This is a genomic window from Streptomyces winkii, assembly GCF_032248595.1.
In the GTDB taxonomy this organism is placed as follows: Bacteria; Actinomycetota; Actinomycetes; order Streptomycetales; family Streptomycetaceae; genus Streptomyces; species Streptomyces winkii.
This window is the reverse complement of record NZ_JASTTH010000001.1, coordinates 443,740-465,359: the sequence shown is the minus strand read 5'-3', so window position 1 is coordinate 465,359 and position 21,620 is coordinate 443,740. Positions and strand designations below refer to the sequence as shown.

22 protein-coding genes are annotated in these 21,620 nt (G+C 72.0%); 11 read left to right on the top strand and 11 right to left on the bottom strand.

Translation table 11 applies throughout. The features are described from left to right. Window positions 1-69 precede the first annotated feature (69 nt). Window positions 70-339 carry a type II toxin-antitoxin system Phd/YefM family antitoxin gene (locus tag QQM67_RS02130; RefSeq protein ID WP_314171778.1) on the top strand — a complete coding sequence of 90 codons (270 nt, stop codon included), beginning with the start codon at window positions 70-72 and terminating at the stop codon, window positions 337-339. Window positions 340-397: 58 nt separating this feature from the next. Beyond that, window positions 398-1,033, top strand: a complete 636-nt coding sequence (locus QQM67_RS02125; RefSeq protein ID WP_314171777.1) for an ATP-binding protein — start codon at window positions 398-400, stop codon at window positions 1,031-1,033. 327 nt (window positions 1,034-1,360) lie between these two features. On the opposite strand, the gene QQM67_RS02120 is transcribed toward QQM67_RS02125, so the two are convergent. Next, complete coding sequence (locus QQM67_RS02120; protein ID WP_314171776.1) at window positions 1,361-2,119, bottom strand: SigE family RNA polymerase sigma factor; 759 nt, start codon at window positions 2,117-2,119, stop codon at window positions 1,361-1,363. Window positions 2,120-2,355: 236 nt separating this feature from the next. On the opposite strand from QQM67_RS02120, the gene afsQ1 reads away from it, so the two are divergent. The 5 genes from afsQ1 (at window position 2,356) to QQM67_RS02095 (ending at window position 6,384) form a co-directional block, all read left to right on the top strand. Further along, window positions 2,356-3,033 carry a two-component system response regulator AfsQ1 gene (gene afsQ1, locus QQM67_RS02115; protein WP_314171775.1) on the top strand — a complete coding sequence of 226 codons (678 nt, stop codon included), beginning with the start codon at window positions 2,356-2,358 and terminating at the stop codon, window positions 3,031-3,033. Continuing rightward, a complete protein-coding gene (locus QQM67_RS02110) occupies window positions 3,030-4,793 on the top strand; it encodes an ATP-binding protein (RefSeq protein ID WP_399064896.1) in 1,764 nt (587 codons plus the stop codon). Before afsQ1 ends, QQM67_RS02110 begins: the two co-directional genes overlap by 4 nt. Continuing rightward, the gene (locus tag QQM67_RS02105; protein ID WP_314171774.1) at window positions 4,790-5,470 is read left to right on the top strand and encodes a hypothetical protein; all 681 of its coding nucleotides are present in this window, start codon (window positions 4,790-4,792) and stop codon (window positions 5,468-5,470) included. Before QQM67_RS02110 ends, QQM67_RS02105 begins: the two co-directional genes overlap by 4 nt. A 44-nt stretch (window positions 5,471-5,514) precedes the next feature. Continuing rightward, the gene (locus QQM67_RS02100; protein ID WP_314171773.1) at window positions 5,515-6,108 is read left to right on the top strand and encodes a VanZ family protein; all 594 of its coding nucleotides are present in this window, start codon (window positions 5,515-5,517) and stop codon (window positions 6,106-6,108) included. A gap of 78 nt (window positions 6,109-6,186) precedes the next feature. Beyond that, window positions 6,187-6,384, top strand: coding sequence for a PspC domain-containing protein (locus tag QQM67_RS02095; protein WP_314171772.1), 198 nt, complete (start codon window positions 6,187-6,189; stop codon window positions 6,382-6,384). Between the two features lie 109 nt (window positions 6,385-6,493). On the opposite strand, the gene QQM67_RS02090 is transcribed toward QQM67_RS02095, so the two are convergent. Both QQM67_RS02090 and QQM67_RS02085 read right to left on the bottom strand, forming a co-directional pair. Further along, window positions 6,494-6,757, bottom strand: coding sequence for an ATP-binding protein (locus QQM67_RS02090; RefSeq protein ID WP_314171771.1), 264 nt, complete (start codon window positions 6,755-6,757; stop codon window positions 6,494-6,496). A gap of 182 nt (window positions 6,758-6,939) precedes the next feature. Continuing rightward, window positions 6,940-8,061 carry an adenosine deaminase gene (locus tag QQM67_RS02085; protein WP_314171770.1) on the bottom strand — a complete coding sequence of 374 codons (1,122 nt, stop codon included), beginning with the start codon at window positions 8,059-8,061 and terminating at the stop codon, window positions 6,940-6,942. A 150-nt stretch (window positions 8,062-8,211) separates the two neighbouring features. Here QQM67_RS02085 and QQM67_RS02080 point away from each other — a divergent pair, with 150 nt between their 5' ends. Both QQM67_RS02080 and QQM67_RS02075 read left to right on the top strand, forming a co-directional pair. Further along, on the top strand, window positions 8,212-9,102 hold the full coding sequence (locus QQM67_RS02080; RefSeq protein ID WP_314171769.1) for an alpha/beta hydrolase: 891 nt from the start codon (window positions 8,212-8,214) through the stop codon (window positions 9,100-9,102). Window positions 9,103-9,305: 203 nt separating this feature from the next. After that, window positions 9,306-10,025 (top strand): DUF899 family protein, encoded by a 720-nt coding sequence (locus QQM67_RS02075; RefSeq protein ID WP_314171768.1) that lies wholly within the window; start codon window positions 9,306-9,308, stop codon window positions 10,023-10,025. 24 nt (window positions 10,026-10,049) lie between these two features. Here the strand turns inward: QQM67_RS02075 and QQM67_RS02070 are convergent, their stop codons facing one another. Next, window positions 10,050-10,826, bottom strand: a complete 777-nt coding sequence (locus tag QQM67_RS02070) for an AraC family transcriptional regulator (protein WP_314171767.1) — start codon at window positions 10,824-10,826, stop codon at window positions 10,050-10,052. 87 nt (window positions 10,827-10,913) lie between these two features. Between QQM67_RS02070 and QQM67_RS02065 the strand changes: the two genes are divergently transcribed. Then, window positions 10,914-12,095, top strand: coding sequence for an MFS transporter (locus tag QQM67_RS02065; protein ID WP_314172215.1), 1,182 nt, complete (start codon window positions 10,914-10,916; stop codon window positions 12,093-12,095). 115 nt (window positions 12,096-12,210) lie between these two features. On the opposite strand, the gene QQM67_RS02060 is transcribed toward QQM67_RS02065, so the two are convergent. Both QQM67_RS02060 and QQM67_RS02055 read right to left on the bottom strand, forming a co-directional pair. After that, entirely contained in the window at window positions 12,211-13,131 is a 921-nt protein-coding gene (locus QQM67_RS02060; protein WP_314171766.1) for a class I SAM-dependent methyltransferase, read from the bottom strand. Window positions 13,132-13,159: 28 nt separating this feature from the next. Beyond that, entirely contained in the window at window positions 13,160-14,101 is a 942-nt protein-coding gene (locus tag QQM67_RS02055) for a LysR family transcriptional regulator (RefSeq protein WP_314171765.1), read from the bottom strand. Between the two features lie 90 nt (window positions 14,102-14,191). Between QQM67_RS02055 and QQM67_RS02050 the strand changes: the two genes are divergently transcribed. After that, window positions 14,192-15,568, top strand: coding sequence for an MFS transporter (locus tag QQM67_RS02050; RefSeq protein ID WP_314171764.1), 1,377 nt, complete (start codon window positions 14,192-14,194; stop codon window positions 15,566-15,568). 59 nt (window positions 15,569-15,627) lie between these two features. Here QQM67_RS02050 and QQM67_RS02045 read toward each other — a convergent pair whose 3' ends face one another. From QQM67_RS02045 to QQM67_RS02025, 5 genes are all read right to left on the bottom strand, one after another. Next, on the bottom strand, window positions 15,628-16,908 hold the full coding sequence (locus tag QQM67_RS02045; protein WP_314172214.1) for a thymidine phosphorylase: 1,281 nt from the start codon (window positions 16,906-16,908) through the stop codon (window positions 15,628-15,630). Window positions 16,909-16,991: 83 nt separating this feature from the next. Continuing rightward, the gene (locus tag QQM67_RS02040; protein WP_314171763.1) at window positions 16,992-17,405 is read right to left on the bottom strand and encodes a cytidine deaminase; all 414 of its coding nucleotides are present in this window, start codon (window positions 17,403-17,405) and stop codon (window positions 16,992-16,994) included. After that, window positions 17,402-18,745 carry an ABC transporter permease gene (locus QQM67_RS02035; protein WP_314171762.1) on the bottom strand — a complete coding sequence of 448 codons (1,344 nt, stop codon included), beginning with the start codon at window positions 18,743-18,745 and terminating at the stop codon, window positions 17,402-17,404. Before QQM67_RS02035 ends, QQM67_RS02040 begins: the two co-directional genes overlap by 4 nt. Further along, window positions 18,742-19,851: an ABC transporter permease gene (locus QQM67_RS02030; RefSeq protein ID WP_314171761.1), complete on the bottom strand. Its 1,110-nt coding sequence runs from the start codon at window positions 19,849-19,851 to the stop codon at window positions 18,742-18,744. Before QQM67_RS02030 ends, QQM67_RS02035 begins: the two co-directional genes overlap by 4 nt. Next, window positions 19,848-21,419 (bottom strand): ABC transporter ATP-binding protein, encoded by a 1,572-nt coding sequence (locus QQM67_RS02025; protein WP_314171760.1) that lies wholly within the window; start codon window positions 21,417-21,419, stop codon window positions 19,848-19,850. The genes QQM67_RS02030 and QQM67_RS02025 overlap by 4 nt, the downstream gene beginning before the upstream one ends. Window positions 21,420-21,620: the final 201 nt, after the last annotated feature.

Genomic DNA, 21,620 nt, shown 5'->3' with positions numbered 1-21,620 from the left:
TGCCCCCGGGCCCGTTGCCGAAGACCGGCGAGCTGCGGACGGACGGGTGCGGGCGGTACGTTCTGCCGCATGAACGACGAGACCTCCGAGCCGCGGACCTGCTCAGTGGCCCAGGCGGAAAGCATGCTCGACAGCCTGGTGAGGCGGGTCGCCCGCACGCGGGAGCGGATCACGATCACGGACCAGGGGCGCGAAGCGGCCGTTCTCATCAGCCCCGAGGAACTGGCCGGCCTCGACCGTGCGCTGGCAGCGGCCGAGTACCGAGCGCTGTTCACCGGAGGCGTGACAGAGCACAGCAAGATCAGCGAGGTGCTCGGCCGCGATGGGGACGAGAGCTGAGACCTCCGGCCGGTCCGGCCGGTTACGCCGCGGGCGCCATGGCCGACAATGGTCTCTCGTGACCGATCCCCGAGACATACCGCGCTCGCCCGGCGTCATTCTGCTCACCGGGCCCTCCGGCTCCGGGAAGTCCCGGCTCTCCGCGCGCAGCGGGCTGCCCGTCATGCGTCTCGACGACTTCTACAAGGAGGCGGGCGACCCGACGCTGCCCCTGCTCCCGCACGGCATCGGCGTGGACTGGGACTCGCCCGGCTCCTGGGACGCGGACGCCGCCGTCGCCGCGGTGCGCGATCTGTGCGCGACGGGACGTACGACGGTTCCGCTGTACGACATCTCGCTGAGCGCACGCGTCGGCAAGGAGACGCTCACGCTCGACGGCGCCTGGCTCTTCATCGCCGAGGGCATCTTCGCCGCCGACATCGTGGCCCGCTGCCGCGAGCTCGGGCTGCTCGCCGACGCGATCTGCCTGCGCGGGCGCCCGTCGACGACGTTCCGGCGGCGCCTGCTGCGTGATCTGCGCGAGGGGCGCAAGTCGGCGCCGTTCCTGCTGCGCCGGGGCTGGCGGCTGCTGCGGGCCGAGGGCTCGATCGTGGCGCGGCACCAGGAGCTGGGCGCGTATCCGTGCGCGCGGGACGAGGCGGCCGAGCGGATACGGCGGCTGCGCGAGGCGCGTGCCACGCGTACGGCGATGTGAGGACGGACGGACCGCACGGCGGCGGTGCGCGCACCGGGCCCGCGTCCAACTGCCCGCGGGAGAACGGCAGAACAGGGCGTTAAATGGAACGAATCGTGAACGAATCGCACAAACAGCTGGAATCGCCCCGCACATGAGGAGAGAGCGGGTTCGGGCAGACCCCCCGGTTGCCCGTACCCGCTCTCTCGTCCCGTCCCCCCGGACGGGTCCCCGTTTTTCCCCTCTGTTCCCCCGTGCCCCCCGGTGCACCCCCTCGGGGCTCCCCAGCCCCTCCCGAGGTCCCCGTCAAGGGCCCATCCCCGGCCCTTGCCCCTCAGGTCTGTGCGGTCAGGCGACCAGCTCTCCGAACGACTCCTCCTGGTCCCTGCCGAAGCTGAGCACCTCGTCGTCGCGCAGGCGGCGCAGCGAACGCCAGATGCTGCTCTTCACCGTGCCGACGCTGATGTTCAGTATGTCCGCGATCTCGGGGTCGGTACGGCCCTCGTAGTAGCGCAACACCAGCATCGTGCGCTGGAGTTCGGGAAGCCGGGCGAGCGCCTGCCAGAGCACGGTGCGCAGTTCCGTGCCGCGCATCGCGTCCTGGTCGCCGGCGGTCTCCGGCAGCTCCTCCGTCGGGTATTCGTTCAGCTTGCGGCGGCGCCACGCGCTGATGTGCAGGTTCGTCATGGTGCGGCGCAGGTAGCCGCCGAGTGCCGCCTTGTCGCTGATGCGGTCCCAGGCGCGGTACGTCGAGAACAGCGCGCTCTGCAACAGGTCTTCGGCCTCGAAGCGGTCGCCCGTGAGGTGGTAGGCGGTGGCGTACAGGGAGGCGCGGCGCTCGCGTACGTAGGCTGTGAACTCAGCCTCCGACGCGGCCTCCTGCCGTGCTCCCGGCTCCTCCCTGTACTCACCGTCCCCCGTGCTGCGGGCCTCCCCTCGAAGGCCCTCCACCGCGGTGATGTGCGGCGGCCGTGCACGCCCGGCCGAGCGGGCGCACCCTCGCCCGATCGTCGCGGACTTGTCGGCGACGCGGTTCGCCGGAACCGACGGGGTGTGCAGGCGCGTGTGAATGACTGCGCTGACGTTCTCGCTGTGCAGTGTGTTCATCTTGCGCCCCCCTCGGGCAAACCTGGTCGCTCACTGATGACGTACACACTGCACGGTCGATTTCATCGCCAGGTCCCCCGACTGTCACAGCGGTGTCACAAGGGCGGGAGTGGCCGTGTCCCGCCGTGTGAGCTGCGGACTCCCGCGGCCCGCGGGACGCCGTCACGGTGCCGGGCGGTGAGCTGAGCAGCACGCACGGTCGAAGTGGGAGGGGGGCATGGGACAGAATGGCCCGCGTGCCTTTCCTGTTGCTGATCGAGGACGATGACGCTGTCCGTACGGCCCTTGAGATGGGCCTGACCCGGCAGGGTCACCGCGTGGTGACCGCCGCGTCCGGTGAGGACGGCCTCAAACTGCTGCGCGAGCAGCGGCCGGACCTGATCGTGCTCGACGTGATGCTGCCGGGCATCGACGGTTTCGAGGTGTGCCGCCGCATCCGGCGCACCGACCAGTTGCCCATCATCCTGCTGACGGCGCGCAGCGACGACATCGACGTGGTGGTGGGGCTGGAGTCCGGCGCGGACGACTACGTGGTCAAGCCGGTGCAGGGCAGGGTGCTGGACGCCCGCATCCGCGCGGTGATGCGCCGCGGCGAGCGCGAGTCCAACGACGCGGCGACTTTCGGCAGTCTGGTCATCGACCGCTCGGCGATGACCGTGACGAAGAACGGCGAGGACCTCCAACTCACGCCCACGGAGCTGCGGTTGCTGCTGGAGCTGAGCAGGCGGCCGGGCCAGGCGCTGTCGCGGCAGCAGCTGCTGCGGCTGGTGTGGGAGCACGACTACCTCGGCGACTCGCGCCTCGTCGACGCGTGCGTGCAGCGGCTGCGCGCCAAGGTCGAGGATGTGCCGTCGTCGCCGTCGCTGATCCGTACGGTCCGCGGCGTCGGATACAGGCTGGACGCCCCGCAGTGACGGAACCGGCGCAGCCGGGGCCGGAACGGGGACGCGACCCCGGAAGCCGGGGCCAGGAGGACGGGGAGCGCCAGGACGGAGGCCGCCCGGGCCGTGCGCCGGGAAAGTGGATACACAGGGACCGCTCACGTGTGAACCGGGAGCGTGAGGAGCGGATGCGCGGCTGGGTTGCCGGGATGCTACCGACGCTGCGGCTGCGGCTCGTCGTGGTCTTCGCCCTCGTGGCGCTGACCGCGGCGGTCTCGGCGTCCGGGATCGCGTACTGGCTCAACAGGGACGCCGTCCTCACCCGCACTCAGAACGCCGCGCTCAACGACTTCCGCAAGTCCATGGAGGACAACGCCGGAAGCCTGCCCCGCCGCTACGACTGCCGCCAACTGCGCGACGCGGCCGAGAAGATGAGCGGCAGCTCGCAGAACTACGAGGTTCTGCTCACCGGCGAGGACGCCGACGGCATCCGCTGCGCCGTCGCCTCGGACCCGGCGTCCTTCAGGATGACGGACGTACCGGCGCGGCTGCGCACGGCCGTCGCCAAGCGCCGTACCGTCGACAGCGGCAACTCCTACCCGTACCACCTCTATTGGCAGCGGACGGCGGAAGGCGGCGGCAACGAGCCGTTCCTCGTCGGCGGCGCGAAGATGATCGGCGAGGGGGCGACGCCCTCCGGTTACATGCGCAAGTCGCTGGCGCAGGAGCGGGACGATCTCAACTCCCTCGCCTGGTCGTTGGGCATCGCGACAGGGCTGGCGCTGGTGGGCGCGATGCTCCTCGCGCAGGCCGCGGCGACGACCGTGCTGCGTCCCGTACGGCGGCTCGGCGACGCGGCGCGCCGGCTGGGCGAGGGGAAGCTGGACACCCGGCTGAAGGTCTCGGGCACGGACGAACTCGCCGAACTCTCCCGCACGTTCAACCGGACCGCGGAGTCGCTGGAGCACCGCGTCGCCGATCTGAGCGCGCGGGAGGAGTCCTCGCGGCGCTTCGTCGCCGACATGTCCCACGAGCTGCGCACGCCCATGACGGCGATCTCCGCGGTCACCGAGGTGCTGGAGGAGGAGCAGGACAACCTCGACCCGATGATCGCGCCCGCCGTGCAGCTCGTGGTCAGCGAGACCCGCCGCCTGAACGACCTGGTGGAGAACCTGATGGAGGTCACCCGCTTCGACGCCGGCACGGCGAAGCTGGTCCTCGACGACGTCGACGTGGCCGACCAGGTCACCGCCTGCATCGACGCCCGCGCCTGGCTGGACGCCGTCGAACTCGACGCCGACAGGGGCCTGATGGCCCGGCTCGATCCCCGCCGGCTGGACGTCATCCTGGCGAATCTCATCGGCAACGCGCTCAAGCACGGCGGCTCGCCGGTCCGGGTCTCGGTCCGTACGGAGGAGCCGCCGGCCGGCGGCGCAGGCGAGCTGCTGATCGAGGTGGCGGACCGCGGTCCGGGCATCCCGGAGGAGATGCTGCCGCACGTCTTCGACCGCTTCTTCAAGGCCAGCGCGTCCCGGCCCAGGTCCGAGGGCAGCGGCCTCGGGCTGTCCATCGCCCAGGAGAACGCGCACATCCACGGCGGCTCCATCTCCGTACGCAACGACAGGGAGCACGGCGGTGGTGCCGTCTTCACGCTCCGTCTGCCGCGCGACTCGGCACGGCACGATGCACGCGAGGGCGAGGAGGAGGACGGCGGGCCGGACGGCGGCCGCGGGGACGGCGGGAACGACGGGAAGGGCAGCGGCAAGGGCGACGGGAAGGGGTCGGACCGTTGAGGAGTACGGCGCAGCGCGGCGGGGCGGTCCGAGCGCGGATCCCGTGGGTCCTGGGACCGGGCCGCGCCCGGCTTCCCGCGGTCTTCACGGGCCTGGCCCTGCTCGGCGTGCTGGCCTCCGGCTGCGGCATCCGCTCCACGTCCGTGCCCGTCGACGCGGGGGCGGCGCCGTCGCGCGTGAGCTGTGTGCTGCCCGGCGAGCGGGAGAGCGGAGACGGGGGCGACGGCGGCAACCTGCCGGTGCGCGTGTATCTCTCGTGCGGCTCGCGCGTCTCGCCAGTCGACCGGCGCGTGGCCCTGCCCGACGGCGACGACTCGGAGCGGCTGCCCGTCGCCCGCGGCCTGCTCGACGCGCTGCGGGCACAGCCCGACTCGGACGAGGAGGCCGCGGGGTTCAAGACGGCCGTGCCGCGCGACCTGGAGATCTCCGGCCCACGGGAGGGCGATCCGCCGGCGGCGCTCCGCCTGAGCAGACCGGTCAAGGATCTCCCGTCGTTCGCGCTCGCGCAGATCGTCTGCACGTACGCGGACACGGCCGCTGCGGGCACCGACCGCTCGGTGATCCTGGGCGGCCCCGCGGACGGCGACGGAGGGGAGGACGCCGCGCGACGCTACGAGTGCGACACCGCGCTGCGCACACACCCGGAAGCCGCCGCGACGGCCGGTACACGGCTGTGACCTCGCCCCGGAACCGCGCACAGGACCGCGGCGTCCTTGCTGGTGTGCAGCGTCATGGCCGTGGCGGCGGTACCGCCGCTCCCGCTCCCCGAATCCGCGTCGCAGGACTCGTCCTGCTGATCGCGTATATGGCCGTCGTCGCATGGGTGGCGCTGCGTCCGCTCTCGGTGCCGTGGGTCGCGCCCCCGAACCTCCAGCCCTTCGCGACGATCCGCACCGACCTGCACGAGGGCTCGCCCGACGCGCTCGGCGGCCTGGTCCGCCAGCTGGCGCTGCTGGCTCCGCTGGGTGTGCTGCTGCCGCTGGCCTCAGGGCGTACGGAGCGTCCGCTGGCCGGGACCTGCGCGCGCACGGTCTCCGTCAGTGCGCTGATCTCGTCCGCGATAGTGCTCCTGCAGTCGGGAGTGCCGGGCCACTCGGTGAACGTCGACGCCGTGCTGCTCAACACCGCGGGCGTGAGCCTCGCCTGCCTGCTGGTCTTCCCTCTCGTACGGGCATGGCTGCGGCGCAAGGACGGGCACGGGCCCCCGTGGGGCGGCTCCGCCCAGCGGACGGGGGCGCCCGACGCCCTCCCCCTGCGGGACGAGTCCGGCGGGAGCGCTCCCCCGAGAGCGGCCAGGGTCGGGATCGCCCCCTAGACCGACGCCGCAGGTGTGGAGGGCGCCTAGCGTGGAAGCCGGACGTCGAGGGACGACACGGAGTGAAGGAGTCGCGCCATGCCCGCACTTGTCCGCCCGCGCGAAGGCCGGATGATCGGCGGCGTCTGTGCCGGTCTGGCACAGCGCTTCGGAACGAAACCGAGCACGATGCGCCTGATCTTCGTGCTCTCCTGCCTGCTGCCCGGCCCGCAGTTCCTGCTCTACCTGGCGCTGTGGATCCTGCTGCCGAACGGCGAGGAGCGCACGGCCTGGTGACCACGGTGGCGTCCGGCAGCCGGGGCGCCGGACACGGCCACGGGCCGCGCATCGTCATCGATGCGCGGCCCGCTGCATGCCCGGGTCGTGCCGTGTCGGGCGGGGAGCGTCAGAGCCCCCGGGCGTCGCCGAGCGTGTGGCCGACGGGGCCGCGGAGGTGGACCGCCTTCTTCTGCTTCTTCAGCACGTCCTTCTCCGCACTCCGCACGGAGCCGGCAGCGGCGTCCGCGGCCTGGTGACCCTCGTGCATCGCCTGAGCGGGGCCCTTGGCGACGGAGTCGAGGGTGTCGGCCGAGGCGGCCCCCGTACCGGCGGAGGCGAAGGCGGCGCCGAGGACCGCGACTCCGAGGATCTTCCTGGTTACCTGCTGCATCGTGGCTACGTCCTGTCGTATGGCTGGTGCGGTGCCGTGAACGTAGCGATCTACGCGAACCACCGGCAAACACTCCGAAGCTCCCCGAAGGCGGCCCGCACGGGCGCGTGACCACAGCCGCCGACCCGGGCACGTGTGCCCACCGGGTCGGCGAAAGCGCAGGTCACGAGCCGTATGGAGCGTCAGTCGCGGAAGAGCCACTCGGACTTCAGCGCGGCGTAACCGGGCTTGATCACCTCGTTGATCATCGCGAGACGTTCGTCGAAAGGGATGAACGAGGACTTCATCGCATTGACCGTGAACCACTGCATGTCGTCGAGCGTGTAGCGGAACGTGCGCACCAGGTGCTCGAACTCCTGGCTCATGCTCGTACCGCTCATGAGCCTGTTGTCCGTGTTCACGGTGGCGCGGAAGTGCAGCCTCCGCAGCAGCCCGATGGGGTGCTGCTCATAGGAAGACGCCGCCCCCGTCTGCAAGTTGGACGACGGGCAGAGCTCGAGCGGGATGCGCTTGTCCCGTACGTACGACGCGAGGCGGCCCAGCTTCACGGGGCCGTCGCCGTCCTCCTGGATGTCGTCGATGATGCGCACCCCGTGCCCGAGCCGGTCGGCACCGCACCACTGGAGCGCCTGCCAGATGGAGGGCAGGCCGAAGGCCTCGCCGGCGTGGATGGTGAAGTGGTTGTTCTCGCGCTTGAGGTATTCGAAGGCGTCGAGGTGACGGGTGGGAGGGTAGCCCGCCTCGGCGCCCGCGATGTCGAAGCCGACGACGCCCAACTCGCGGTAGCGATTGGCGAGTTCGGCGATCTCCAGGGCGCGCGCCGCGTGCCGCATCGCGGTGAGCAGCGCACCGACGCGGATGCGGTTGCCCTCGGCGCCGGCACGCCGCTCGCCCTCGCGGAAGCCCTCGTTGACGGCCTCGACGACCTCTTCGAGGGTGAGGCCCTTCTCCAGGTGCTGCTCGGGCGCGAAGCGGATCTCCGCGTAGACCACGCCGTCCGCGGCGAGGTCCTCCGCGCACTCCGCGGCGACCCGGGTCAGCGCCTCACGGGTCTGCATGACCCCCACGGTGTGGGAGAACGTCTCCAGATAGCGCTCCAGCGAACCGGAGTCGGCGGCCTGGCGGAACCAGCGCTCCAGCTGCTCCGCGTCGGTCTCCGGCAGTGCTTCGTACCCCGTCTCGGCGGCCAGTTCGACGATCGTCGCCGGCCGCAGACCGCCGTCGAGGTGGTCGTGCAGCAGGGCCTTCGGTGCGCGGCGGATCTGCTGCGGGGTGGGAACGGTGTTGAGGGTCTGGCTCGTCATCTGCGTACTGTAGCTCCTACGCGCGTAGATGGCATCTGCACCCTAACTTCCGTTTCGCGATGGGTGGTTGGGGAGAGCCCCCGGCTTCGATACGCAATGGTGATCCCGGGACACCCTACGTGCACTCCGGCTTCTGCCATCGTCTTCCTTATGGCTCAGCAAGCTTTGCCCGCGCGGGAGGCCCGACTTGGGCGGGCGCTGGGAGCGGACGCCTCCGGAGCCGCACCGCACGCGGTGGTCCTGCTGCTGCCCGGCGGCGGCATGGAGCACAGTGCGCGGCGGCGCTCCGCGGTCGCGGCGGCGGCGGTACGGCCGCTCGCGCGGCGGTTAGTGCGCAGCGCACAGCAGGGGGAGCCGGAGACGTCACTGGTGGCGCACGTCGTGCACTACCGCTACCGCGGCTGGAACGGCGAGGCGGCACACCCCGCGAACGACGCGGAATGGGCGGTGGCGGAGGTGGTGCGGCGCTACGGGGACGTTCCGGTCTGCCTCGTGGGGATCGACGTGGGGGCTCGTGCCGCGCTCCGCGCGGCGGGACATCCGATGGTCACGTCGGTGCTGGCGCTCTCGCTCTGGCTTCCGGGCTCCGCGGGCCGCGCCCCGGGCGACTCCGGCACGCCGGGCACTCCGGGAACGCCGGGCAGCGGCGCCCGGAACGGCTCGGGGACCGGTGCCGGGCACCGGCACCCCGCCGCGGGCGCCGCGGCCCCCGAACAGGAGCCGGTGCGCCAACTCATCGGCCGCCAGGTGCTGTTCGTCCACGGCACCGACGACGAGCACACCGACCCGGAGCTCTCGTACCGGCTCGCGGAGCGCGCCAAGAAGGCCAATCCGGACGTGTGCCGGTTCGAGGTCCACACCGACGGCCACCGGCTGCACCAGCACAACGCCGAGGTCGCCGCGCTCGCGGAGAACTTCGTCCTGGGCACGGTGTGCGGGCGGGACTTCGCACGCCCGCTCGTCGACGCGATGGCGGCCCCGCCGCCACTGGGCCTGCGCATGCCGCTCGCGACGGGCTTCGGGCAGAGCCTGCGGCGCTAGGCCAGACAGAGCCCAAGTCCGCGAGGCCCCCGCCCGGGCCACGGGCCACGGGCGCTGGCCGGTCCCCGGCCGGGCTCTGTTGATCAATAGGAGTGCACCGGCCCGGCCTTGTCGTTTCGCTGCCCGGGCGAGGCCCGTGGCCGGACATACGATGCCGGGCCAGAGCAGACGGCCACCAGACAGCAGCAGAGCCGAGGGCAGCGATGCGACAGACCAACCTCACCGGGGAGTCGGCCGAGTACGTCAGCGCCCGCGAGGCGCTGCGGCACGCCGAGATCGAGCTGATGCGCCACGTGGAACGGGTCGCGGAGCGGCGCCGCCGGATGCCTCCGGGCCCGATCGTGGACGACTACGAGTTCGAAGAGGGCCCGGCGGACCTGGAGTCCGGCGACACTCCGGTCAAGAGAGTGCGGCTGAGCGAACTGTTCACCGGCCCCGGGCGTGACCTGGTCGTCTACCACCTCATGTACGGCAAGAAGCAGACCGACCCGTGCAACATGTGCACCATGTGGCTCGACGGGTTCAACGGAGTGGCCCGCCACGTGACGCAGAACGTCGACTTCGCGATCGTCGCCGCCGCGGACCTGCCGGCGCTCCGCACCCACGCCCGCAACCGCGGGTGGACGAATCTGCGTCTGCTGAGCGCCGGGTCCGGCCCCTTCAAGTACGACCTCGGAAGCGAGGACGCCGAAGGCAACCAGGACTCCACGGTGTCGGTGTTCACCCGCGACGCGAGGGCCCGCGCCGAAGGCGCAGGGGGAGGCTCGGTACGCCACGTCTACTCGGCGCACCCGCGGATGTCCGGCGACATCGCCGAGCGGGGCATCGACCTGCTCAGCCCCGTATGGCACATCCTCGACCTCACCCCGCAGGGCCGCGGGGACTGGTACCCCGCGCTCGAATACCAGGCCCGGAACGGCTGAGCCCGGAACAGCCAGGCCCAACGACTAGGCCCCGTCCGCCGGTTCGGCGGGCCGGCCGGCACGGCGGTTGTGGGTGCCGGGCGTGTGGCCGAAGGCGCGGCGGAAGACGTCGATGAAGGCGCTGGTGGAGGACCAGCCGCAGTGATGGGCCACGCTGGTCACCGGGCTGCCGTCCGCGAGCATCTTCAGCGCGTGGTACAGGCGCAGTTGAGTGCGCCACTGCGGGAACGTCATGCCGAACTCGGAGCGGAAGAGGCGGCTGAGGGTGCGTCCGCTGACCCCGGCACCCTCCCCGAGCGCGGCGAGCGTGCGGGCGTCCGCGGGATCACGGTGCAGGACGTCGCAGACGGAGGCCAGTCGCGGGTCCGTGGGCGCGGGCAGCTGCACGGGCTGCTGCGGGGCGGCACGCAACTGGTCGAGCAGTACGGCGTGCAGCCGCCGGCGCTCCGGGCCCTCGTCGTGCGGCGCACGGGTGTAGGCGAGGATCAGCTCGCGCAGCAGCGGCCCGACGGCCAGCACGGTGGGCGCCTCCAGCCCCAGCGGGTTGTGCTCGGCGGGCACTCCGACCATGTGCAGGTCGAGGTGGCCGTGGGCGCGGTGTTCGTGCACCGTCCCGGCCGGGACCCAGATGGCGCGGGTCCCGGGGGCGAACCAGGTGCCCGCCTCCGTACTGATGGCGAGCACGCCCGAACCCGCGTACAGGATCTGGTGGTCGTCGTGGCGGTGCGCGTCGATGCGCTCCCCCGCGGCCAGGGCCTGGAACCGGGTCGGTGCCACGGGGGTGTGGCGGATGTTCGGCATACTTTGGCAATTTATCGGAAGCGGGACGCCGCTCACAGCGGTCAGGATCGCAGGGTGCCGAGGAACAAACCCATCGCCCTGCTGTCCATGGGGCACGCCTGCGTCGACGTCTACCAGGGTGCTGTGGCCGCCCTGGTGCCGTTCTTCGTCGCGGAGCGCGCCTATACGTACGCCGCCGCGTCCGGCGTCGTCCTCGCCGCGTCGCTGCTGTCGTCGGTGGTGCAGCCGCTGTTCGGGGCGCTCACCGACCGATGGGCGATGCCCTGGCTGCTTCCGGTGAGCACGCTCGTCGGCGGGGCGGGGGCCGCGCTCAGCGGGGTCAGCGGGTCCTATCCGGTGACGCTGGCGGTGGTGGCTCTCTCCGGGATCGGCGTCGCCGCGTACCACCCGGAGTCCGCTCGCGTCGCGAGGGCCGCGAGCCGAGGCAGTCACACCGCGATGAGCTGGTTCTCCCTCGGCGGCAACATCGGGTTCGCCACCGCTCCGCTCATGGTCGCCGCCGTCGTCGCGACGGGCGGACTGCGGGCCACGCCGCTGCTGATGGTTCCCGCGCTGGCCGGCGCCGCACTGTGCATGGCCGCGCTGCGCTCCGTCACCCCGCCCGGGCCCACGGCCTCGCCGTCGGGCGGCGCCGAAGGCACCGACGACTGGCGCTCGTTCATGACGCTGGCCGGAGCGGTCGTCTGCCGCTCGATCGTCTTCATCGGCCTCAGCGCGTTCATCTCCCTCTACGCGCGCGAGCGCACGGGCGGCGGCGAACTGGCGGGCACGGCCGCCCTGTTCGTGCTCTACCTCGGCGGGGCCGTCGGCACGGTCGCCGGAGGCAGGCTGGCCACGCGCTGGGGACGGGTGACGGTGGTGCGCTGGTCGTACGCGCTCACGGTGTTCGCCGTCGCGGGCGTGGTGTTCGTGCCCGGTCCGCCGCTGTTCCTCTTCGTCGCCCTGACGTCCGCCGGTCTGTACGTGCCCTTCTCACTGCACCTCACCCTCGGCCAGGACTATCTGCCGCGGCACGTCGGCACCGCCAGCGGCGTCACGCTGGGGCTGACCGTCAGCGTCGGCGGCATCGCCAGCCCCGCCATCGGCGCGATCGCGGACGCGACGTCGCTGCGGACCGCGCTCACGCCGCTGATCGTGCTGCCCGCCGTGGGCTGGCTGCTGCTGCGCCTGGTGCGGGAACCGGCCGTGCCCGGGCCGGGACCGGGCGGGACGGCGGACGCGGATGCTGCGAACGCCGGGACGGAAGCGCCGTCCCGCGACGGGAGTTGACCAGCGGCCGCGGCGGTACGGGGCCGTGGGCGCCCCTCGCCGCCCCGTACCGCTCACCGCCACCCTCGCCTTCGCGGTCGCAGTCACTGTCCCGTTGTCGCAGCCACTGTCCCGTTCAGGAGGCTCGTCCGGTGTGGACCGTCGTCGCGGCGAGATAGAACGCGTCCGGGCGGTGCAGGATGCCCGTCGGAGCCTCTCCGTCGAGGAGGGCGTCGAGGACGAGTGCGTCCTCCGCCGCGAGCCACTCCCCCAGCGTCTCGCGGGCCCGAGTCAGCCTGTCGTGCAGATGCGCGCGGGCGTCAGCGCCGAGGGGCGCCGGGAGGTCGGTCAGGAACGTGCGGGTGCCGGCCGGGACCAGACCCGCGCGCCCCAGCATCGCGGCCCAGTCCTCCACGACCGGCGTGTGTTCCGGCAGGGCCTCCCGCATGGCGGTGTAGCGCTCCTCGTTCGCCGCCTCCAGGCGGGCGAGCAGGCCGGGCCGTCCGATGCCGATGTCGCGCGGCAGAAAGCGGGGCGAGAGGCCGCGCTCGACGACGGCGAGCAGCCCGCCGGGCCGTACCGAGGCGGCGAGCGCGTCCAGCGCGGCCCGCTGGTCGCCGATGTGGTGGAGGACGTTGCTCGTCCAGATGACGTCCGCGCTGCCCAACGTGCCCAGATCGTCGGGGAACCGGGCCTTGTGCGTGGCCACGTTCGCGGCGACGCCCTCACGTTCGGCGCGGTCGCGTGCGCGCTCCAGGAGGCCGGGTTCACCGTCGACGGCGACGACCTCGGCCTGCGGGAACGCCCGGGCCAGCAGCGACGTATGGACGCCGGGGCCGCTGCCGACGTCCAGCACGCGGCCCGCGATCTCGGGACCGCAGCCGCCCTCCAGCAGCAGGCCGCGCAGCCAGGCGACGGCCTCTTCGACGAAAGGGATGCGCAGTTCGGCCTCCCGTTCGAGGTGGGCGGCCATGGCGTCCCAGTCGATGTCGCCGTGGTCGTGGTCATGCCCGTGGCCGTGGCCTTGCTCCTGGCTGTGGCCGGTGTGTGTGCTCACGTTGTCCTCCTCGTACGTACGGGAACGGTCATCCCGCAAGCAGCCTGCCGCGACGGCTCAGCAGAAAGCTCTTGAACGCGGCGACCGGCGGCGTGTCGGGACGGCCCGCGAGCCAGGCCACCCCGATCTCGCGCACCGCCCGCGGCGCGGTGACGGTCAGTTCGCGTACGCCGGGCCGCGGCACCGTCGGCGGAGGCAGCAGTGCGACGCCCAGGCCCGCGGCGACGAGCCCGCGGATGGTCTCGGCCTCCTCGCCCTCGAAGGCGATCCGCGGGCTGAACCCGGCCTCCGCACACAGGGATTCGAGGATGCGGCGCATGCCGTAACCGCGTTCCAGGGTGACGAAGTGCTCGTCGGCGGCCTCGGCGAGACGGACGCGGCGGCGGGCGGCCAGCGGATGGTCGTCCGGCACGACGAGGCGCAGCCGCTGCTCGTCGAGGCGCCGGCCGACGAGGTCGGGAGCGTCCGGCACGGGCGAGGTGAGGCACAGGTCGAGCTCGCCGGCGCGGAGCCGCTCCAGCATGGCCTCGCCGTAGTTCTGCACGAGGGCGAAGCGGACTCGGGGATGGTCGGCACGGAAGGCGCGGATGAGGACGGGCACGGTCTCCCACCCGAGCGTGTGCAGGAACCCGAAGGCGACCTTGCCCTTCGCGGGGTCGGCGTCGGCCCGTACGGACTCGGCGGCCTGCTCGACCGCCGCGAGGGCGCGCTCGGCGGAGGCGAGGAAGGTGCGCCCGGCGGGCGTGAGAGAGACGGTGCGGCCGCGCCGGGCGAAGAGGGCCACTCCGAGATCGCTCTCCAGCCGCGTGATGGCGCGGCTCAACGTGGACTGGGGGACGCCGAGTTCGTTCGCGGCACGGGTGACGTGTTCGTGCCGCGCGACGGCCGCGAACTGCGCGAGCCGGGGGGTGAGCGCTGCGCCCCAGTCCGATGTGACAGGGATGTCTTTCTCGTTGCGCGCCGGTGACATACCTTCCTCAGCTCGGCTGATGCGTGAGAGGAACGGTTATCCGGGTTCTGTGCATTGGACGCATCAGTGACCGGATCGTAGCGTCGAAGCATGCCCTCCGCCGATACCGGCGCGTCCGCGGGCGCGGGCGCCGCAGCCGATTCCCGTCCCGACCCCACACCCGAACCCATACCCGGCTCTGGACCCGACGGCGGACCCGGCTCCGGACCCGGCCGCGGATCCGAATCCGGCCGCGACTCCGGTCAGGACACCTCCAAGCTGAGCCCCGGCGACCCGGGCCACGGCAGGATGCGTCTCGCGCTCTTCGCCGCGGGCCTCGCGACCTTCGCGCTGCTGTACTCCACGCAGGCGCTGCTGCCGGAGATCTCCCGCGATCTGCACGCCGATCCCGGCCTCGCGAGCTGGACGGTCTCCGGCGCGACCATCGGTCTCGCCGTGGCGGTGCTGCCGCTGGCGGCGCTCTCCGAGCGCTTCGGGCGGCGCCGCATGCTGACGGTGTCCATGTCGGTCGCCGTCGCGCTCGCGCTGGCGGTGCCGCTCGCGCCGGACCTGGGCACGCTGATCGCGCTGCGTACGCTCCAGGGCGCGGCGATCGCGGGCGTACCGGCGTCGGCGATGGCCTATCTCGCGGACGAGGTGCGCGGCAAGCATCTCGTCGGCGCGACGGGCCTGTTCGTCGCGGGCAACAGCGTCGGCGGCATGAGCGGCCGCATCCTCAGCGGCTGGGTCACCGAGGCGTGGGGCTGGCGCATCGGGCTCGCAGCGGTGGCCGTCGCGTCGCTGCTGTGCGTCGTGGCGTTCCGGCTGCTGGCACCACCGGCCCGGCACTTCCGGCCGAGCCCGCTGAACGCCCGCGCCCTGACGCGTACGGTCTCGGCACATCTGCACAACCCGCTGCTGGTGCGGCTGTACGCCATCGGGCTGCTGTTCATGGTCGTCTTCGGCGGCGTCTACACGGTGATCGGATACCGGCTGGTGGCCGCGTCGTTCGGTCTCTCACAGGGGCTCGTGGGCTCCGTGTTCGTCATCTACCTCGTGGGCGCGGCGACTTCGGCGACCGCGGGCAAGCTCAACGCCCGGCTGGGGCGGCGCGGCCTGATCTACGCGGGCATCGTCACGGCGTCGTCCGGTCTGCTGCTGAGCCTCGCCGACAGCCTGGTGGCGGTCGTCGCCGGGCTCGTGCTGATCACGGCGGGCTTCTTCGCGGGACACGCGGTGGCCTCCGGCTCCGTCAGCCACACGGCGACGGAGGGCCGTGCGCAGGCCTCGGCGCTCTACCAGATGGCGTACTACACGGGCAGTTCGCTCGGCGGCGCCCTCGGTGCGGCGGCCTTCGCCGCGGGCGGCTGGGAGGCGACGGTCGCGCTGACGCTCGGCGCGATGGTCCTCGCGGCAGGTGTGACGTACTTCGGCACGCGCAGTGCGGCGGCCGTTCACCGCCGCCGCCTCCACGAGGCGCGCGCCTGACGGACCGGCCCCGACGGGCGCTGCGGTCGGCGTCAAAAGCGGACGGGGAAGTCCGCGCGTCACCCCGTCACGCGCTCCAGCACGATCGGCGTGACCGCGAACTCCGTGCCCTCCGGGGCGATCTCGTACGCGCCGGCCAGTGCCTCCAGCGCGTACGCGAATTTCCCGGGGGTGTCCGAGTGCAGCGTCATCAGCGGGCGTCCCGCCGTGACGGGGTCGCCCGGCTTGGCGTGGAGTTCGATGCCCGCACCCGCCTGCACCGGGTCCTCCTTGCGGGCACGGCCCGCGCCGAGCCGCCAGGCGGCGAGGCCGACCGCGTAGGCGTCGAGGCGGGTGAGGACGCCCGAGGCGGGCACCATCACGGGCTGCTTCTCCCGGGCCGAGGGAAGGACCGCGTCCGGATCCCCGCCCTGGGCGGCGATCATGCGGCGCCAGTGGTCCATCGCGGTGCCGTCGGCGAGCGCCTTGGCCGGGTCGGCGTCCGGCAGCCCGGCGGCGGCGAGCATCTCGCGGGCCAGTGCGAGGGTCAGCTCGACGACGTCGGCAGGGCCTCCGCCCGCCAGCACCTCGACGGACTCGCGCACCTCCAGGGAGTGTCCGACGGTGGCGCCCAGCGGGGTGTCCATGTCGGTGAGCAGCGCGCGCGTCCGCACGCCGTGGTCGTTGCCCAACTCGACCATGGTGGAGGCCAGTTCACGCGCGTCGTCGAGGGACTTCATGAACGCGCCGGAGCCCGTCTTCACGTCGAGGACCAGCGAGTCCGTGCCCTCGGCGATCTTCTTGCTCATGATGGAGCTCGCGATGAGCGGGATCGACTCGACGGTGCCCGTGACGTCGCGCAGCGCGTACAGCTTCTTGTCGGCCGGCGCCAGGCCGGCGCCCGCGGCGCACACCACCGCACCGACCTCGCCGAGTACGCGCAGCATCTCGTCGTTGCTCAGCGACGCGCGCCAGCCGGGGATCGACTCCAGCTTGTCGAGGGTGCCGCCGGTGTGGCCGAGGCCCCGGCCGGAGAGCTGCGGCACCGCCGCGCCGCAGGCGGCGACCAGGGGCGCGAGCGGCAGGGTGATCTTGTCGCCGACGCCGCCCGTGGAGTGCTTGTCGGCGGTGTGGCGGCTGAGGGCGGAGAAGTCCATCCGCTCACCGGAGTTGATCATCGCTCCGGTCCAGCGGGCGATCTCCTGCCGCGACATGCCGTTGAGCAGGATCGCCATCGCCAGCGCCGACATCTGCTCGTCCGCGACCTCGCCGCGCGTGTAGGCGTCCACCACCCAGTCGATCTGCTCGGGCGTCAGCGTGCCGCGGTCACGCTTCGTACGGATGACGGAGATGACGTCCATGGACATAGAGCGGAAGTCTCCTTCACACGAAGAGCCCGGCAGGTGAGGACAAGCCGGAGAACGGGCGCGCGGGCGGCACGCGCTCAGCGTTTCAAATCGACGGCCCCGAAGGCGTCCGGCAGCAGCTCGCCCAGCGTGCGGATGCCGCCTTCGGTCTCCATCAGCAGCTCCGGGCCGCCGTGTTCCCACAGCAATTGGCGGCAGCGCCCGCACGGCATCAGCAGCTCGCCGTGCCGGTCGACGCAGGTGAACGCCGTGAGACGGCCGCCGCCCGAGGCGATCAGCGAGGAGACCAGGCCGCACTCGGCGCACAGCGTCATGCCGAATGCGGCGTTCTCCACGTTGCAGCCCGAGACGGTACGGCCGTCGTCGGCCAGCGCCGCCGCGCCGACGGGGAACCCCGAGTAGGGGGCGTAGGCCCGGGTCATCGCCTCCCGGGCCGAGGCTCGCAGCGCCGCCCAGTCGACATCCGCGGAGCCGACCGGGGCGGGCGTCATGTGCCTTGCCCCCGGCGGTAGGACCTTCCGATGGCCTTGGGCGGTCGCAGCCGCTGCGCGGCGAGCGAGAGCACCAGCAGGGTGGTGATGTACGGGCTCATCTCGACGAACTCCAGGGGGACGGTGTCCGTCATCAGATACCACACCAGCAGCCCGACAGCGATCACGCCGCTGATCGCCGCCTGAATGACGCCGCCCTTGCGCAGCTTCCACAGCGCGAGCGCCGCCAGCATCACCGCGACGAGCAGCAGCAGCGCGTGCACCGTCGGGCCGCCGGCGCGCAGCTGGAGCGCGTCCATGAAGCCGAAGAGGCCGGCGCCCATGGCGACGCCGCCCGGGCGCCAGTTGCCGAAGATCATGGTGGCGAGGCCGATGTAGCCTCGGCCGCCGGTCTGCTGGTCCTGGTAGATGTGCACGCCGATGGCGAGGAACGCGCCGCCGAGGCCCGCGAGCGCGCCGGAGACCGTCACCGCCGCGTACTTGTACTTCAGTACGTTGACGCCGAGCGTCTCCGCCGCGACAGGGCTCTCACCGCACGAGCGCAGCCGCAGACCGAACGCCGAACGCCACAGCGCGTAGAAGCTGCCGACGAAGAGCGCGGCGGCCAGCACCGTCAGCCACGAGACGTTGCTGACGAGCGAGCCGACGATGCCCGCGAGGTCGGAGACGAGGAACCAGTGGTGTTTCTCCACCGCCTGGAGCCCTTCGGCGAGCCCCGGCACCGTGAACGTCGGCATGTCCTCCATCGGCGGCGACTGCTTGTCGTTGCCGCCGGCGTTCGCCGCGGCGCTGCCCTCCGCGCCGAACCACAGCTTCGCGAGGAACTGCACGACGCCGAGCGCCAGGATGTTCACGGCGACACCGGAGACGATGTGGTCCACGCCGAAGGTGACGGTGGCGATCGCGTGGATGAGGCCGCCGAGCGCGCCGCCCACGATGCCAGCCAGCGCCGCCACCCACGGCCCGTGCTGCCACCCCATCCAGCCGGCCGCGAAGGTGCCGAGCATCATCATGCCTTCGAGGCCGATGTTGATGACGCCCGCACGCTCCGACCACAGCCCGCCGAGCCCCGCGAGGCCGATCGGCACGGCCGCGGCGAGCGCGCTGGAGTACTGGCCGCTGGAAGTGACCTGGTCCGAGCCGGTGACGATGCGCAGCAGCGAGAGGGCGACCAGTGCGCCGGCGACGGCCAGCAGCACGACCGGGTAGGAGACCCGGGGGCGTCCGCCGCCGGGCTTCCGGCCGCCCGCGGCGGTGCCGTTCGTCTTGCCCTCGGCGCTGCCTCCGCCGCGCGCGCCCCCCGCGTCCCTGGGAGTCTCGGCAGTGATGTTCGTGCTCATGCGGACACCTCCGCCTTCTTCTCGCTCGTACGGGCCTGGGCGGCCAGCTCCTCGCCGACCTGACGTTGCTGCCTGCGGAGCCCGTAGCGGCGTACGACCTCGTAGGCGATGACGACGCACAGGACGATGACGCCCTGCATGACGCCCACGATCTCCTGGGCGTACTCCTCGAACTCCAGCTGTGTGCCCGTGCGTTCGAGGAAGCCCCACAGCAGCGCGCCCAGCGCCATGCCGACCGGGTGGTTCCGTCCGAGGAGGGCGATGGCGATGCCGGTGAATCCGATGCCGGCGGGGAAGTCGGTGCCGTAGTTGTACGACGCGTTGAGCAGCGTCGGCATGCCGACCAGGCCCGCGATCGTGCCCGAGAGCACCATCGACGTGACGACCATCCGCTTCACGCTCACGCCGCTCGCGGAGGCAGCCGACTCGGACTGGCCCACGGCACGCAGGTCGAAGCCGAAGCGCGTGCGGCCGAGCACGAACCAGTAGGCGACGCCGACGAGTACGCCGATGACGATCGTCCCGTAGATCGGGTCGGGATCGGTGGGGATGAAGAAGAAGTGGCTGGAGGCCGGGATGTCCGCGGTGTGGAAGAGGTTTCCGTCCTTGACCGCGAGCCTGCCGTCCTGGAGGAAGAAGCCGACGGTCGAGGCCGCGATGAAGTTCAGCATGATCGTGGTGACGACCTCGTGGATTCCACGAGTGGTCTTCAACAGCCCCGCGATGCTGGACCAGATCGCCCCGACCACCATGGCGACGACGATCATCAGCGGAATCTGGAAGATGCCGGGCAGCGTCAGCGCACCGCCGACGACGGCCGCGAAGAAGGCCGCGATGCGGTACTGGCCGTCGACGCCGATGTTGAAGAGGTTCATCCGGAAGCCGATGGCGACGGCCACCGCCGAAAGGTAGTACGGGATCGCCTTGTTGATGATCCAGACCTGACTGTCGCTCTTGGAGCCGAAGTCGATCATCACGTAGAAGGCGTGGAACGGGTCCTTGCCCGTCACGAGGATGACGCCGGACGTGATCACGAGCGCGGCGACGATCGCGAGCAGCGGGGCGCCGAGCGCCAGGACCAGCCTGTCCTTGTCGAGCTTCTTCACCGCTCCTCGCCCCCCTCGGATGCCTGCGGCGCCGCGTCCTGGACGGAGTCCCCGGAGCCTCCCACCGGATCCTGAACTTCCGCGCCGTCCCCGGTGTGTTCGAGGTGACCGCTGGCCGCACCCGTCATGGCGGAGCCCAGCTCCTCGGGGGTGATGGTGGCGGGGTCGGCGTCCGCGACGAGGCGTCCCCGGTACATCACGCGCAGGGTGTCGGAGAGCCCGATCAGCTCGTCCAGGTCGGCGGATATCAGCAGCACGGCCAGGCCCTCGCGCCGCGCCTCGCGTATCTGGTCCCAGATCTGCGCCTGCGCGCCGACGTCCACGCCGCGCGTCGGATGCGCCGCGATCAGCAGCTTCGGACGGTGGCTCATCTCCCGTCCGACGATCAGCTTCTGCTGGTTTCCTCCGGAGAGCGAGGCCGCGGTGACCTCGATGCCGGGCGTGCGGACGTCGTAGTCGGCGACGATGCGGGCCGTGTCGCCGCGCGCCCCCGCCAGGTCGAGCAACCGGCCCTTGCTGTTGGGCGGTTCGGTGACGTGCCCGAGCATGCGGTTCTCCCAGAGGGTGCCCTCCAGAAGCAGCCCGTGGCGGTGCCGGTCCTCGGGGATGTAGCCGATGCCGCCCTCGCGGCGCTCACGCGTGGAGCGCACGGTGATGTCCTCGCCGTCGAGGACCACCTTGCCCGCGTCGGGCACGCGCATCCCCATGACGGCTTCGACCAGTTCGGCCTGCCCGTTGCCCTCCACGCCCGCGACGCCGAGGACTTCGCCCTTGTGGATCGTGAACCCGATGCCGTCCAGCACCGCGCGCACCGGGCCGTCGGCGTCGTCCGCGGAGAGCCGCAGGCCCTCGACGGTCAGCATCGGCGTCGTCGTCACCGTCGACTCGCGCGTCTCGGGCGAGGGCAGTTCGCTGCCGACCATCAGCTCGGCCAGCTGCTTGGGCGTCGTCTCCGCGGGCTTCACCGAGGCGACCGTGGTGCCGCGCCGTACGACGGTGATGTCGTCGGCCACGGACAGGACCTCGCCGAGCTTGTGCGAGATGAACAGCACCGTGAGGCCCTCGGCCTTCAGCTCCCGCAGATTCTCGAAGAGGGCGTCGACCTCCTGCGGGACGAGGACGGCCGTGGGCTCGTCCAGGATCAGCGTCCGGGCGCCGCGGTAGAGGACCTTGAGGATCTCCACGCGCTGCCGGTCGGCGACGCCCAGGTTCTCGACGAGCACGTCGGGGCGTATGCCCAGCCGGTACGCGTCCGACAGCTCCTTGATCTTCTTACGGGCGCGGCCCCCGATGCCGTACAGCCCCTCGGCGCCCAGCACGGTGTTCTCGAGCACCGTGAGGTTGTCGGCGAGCATGAAGTGCTGGTGCACCATGCCGATTCCGCGCGCGATGGCGTCGCCGGGGGTGGCGAAGGAGACCTGTTCGCCGTCGACGGTGATGGTGCCCTCGTCCGGCTTCTGCATGCCGTAGAGGATCTTCATCAGGGTCGACTTGCCCGCGCCGTTCTCCCCGACGAGGGCGTGCACGGTGCCGCGGCGGACGGCGAAGTCGATGTCGTGGTTGGCCACGACACCCGGGAACCGCTTGGTGATTCCGTGCAGTTCGACGGCCGGCCGGGAGGCCGCGCCGTTCTCGGGCTCCGCCGCGCCGGCGGCCGCCGGCGGGCTGCTGCTGGACGTTGAGATGACGCACTCTCCTGAAACGCCGGTGTTCAGTGGAGGGTTCGGCCCGTGGCGGAGACGGGGACGGGACGGTCACGGGCGTATCCA

What these genes read in the sequence shown, in the direction of transcription:
- QQM67_RS02095 (WP_314171772.1), top strand. Translation starts at nt 6,187, where the DNA reads ATGCCCGCACTTGTCCGCCCGCGCGAAGGCCGGATGATCGGCGGCGTC.
- QQM67_RS02065 (WP_314172215.1), top strand. Translation starts at nt 10,914, where the DNA reads ATGGGGCACGCCTGCGTCGACGTCTACCAGGGTGCTGTGGCCGCCCTG.
- QQM67_RS02080 (WP_314171769.1), top strand. Translation starts at nt 8,212, where the DNA reads ATGGCTCAGCAAGCTTTGCCCGCGCGGGAGGCCCGACTTGGGCGGGCG.
- QQM67_RS02085 (WP_314171770.1), bottom strand. Translation starts at nt 8,061, where the DNA reads ATGACGAGCCAGACCCTCAACACCGTTCCCACCCCGCAGCAGATCCGC.
- QQM67_RS02035 (WP_314171762.1), bottom strand. Translation starts at nt 18,745, where the DNA reads ATGAGCACGAACATCACTGCCGAGACTCCCAGGGACGCGGGGGGCGCG.
- QQM67_RS02075 (WP_314171768.1), top strand. Translation starts at nt 9,306, where the DNA reads ATGCGACAGACCAACCTCACCGGGGAGTCGGCCGAGTACGTCAGCGCC.
- QQM67_RS02040 (WP_314171763.1), bottom strand. Translation starts at nt 17,405, where the DNA reads ATGACGCCCGCCCCGGTCGGCTCCGCGGATGTCGACTGGGCGGCGCTG.
- QQM67_RS02070 (WP_314171767.1), bottom strand. Translation starts at nt 10,826, where the DNA reads ATGCCGAACATCCGCCACACCCCCGTGGCACCGACCCGGTTCCAGGCC.
- QQM67_RS02055 (WP_314171765.1), bottom strand. Translation starts at nt 14,101, where the DNA reads ATGTCACCGGCGCGCAACGAGAAAGACATCCCTGTCACATCGGACTGG.
- QQM67_RS02090 (WP_314171771.1), bottom strand. Translation starts at nt 6,757, where the DNA reads ATGCAGCAGGTAACCAGGAAGATCCTCGGAGTCGCGGTCCTCGGCGCC.
- QQM67_RS02120 (WP_314171776.1), bottom strand. Translation starts at nt 2,119, where the DNA reads ATGAACACACTGCACAGCGAGAACGTCAGCGCAGTCATTCACACGCGC.
- QQM67_RS02050 (WP_314171764.1), top strand. Translation starts at nt 14,192, where the DNA reads ATGCCCTCCGCCGATACCGGCGCGTCCGCGGGCGCGGGCGCCGCAGCC.
- QQM67_RS02130 (WP_314171778.1), top strand. Translation starts at nt 70, where the DNA reads ATGAACGACGAGACCTCCGAGCCGCGGACCTGCTCAGTGGCCCAGGCG.
- QQM67_RS02045 (WP_314172214.1), bottom strand. Translation starts at nt 16,908, where the DNA reads ATGGACGTCATCTCCGTCATCCGTACGAAGCGTGACCGCGGCACGCTG.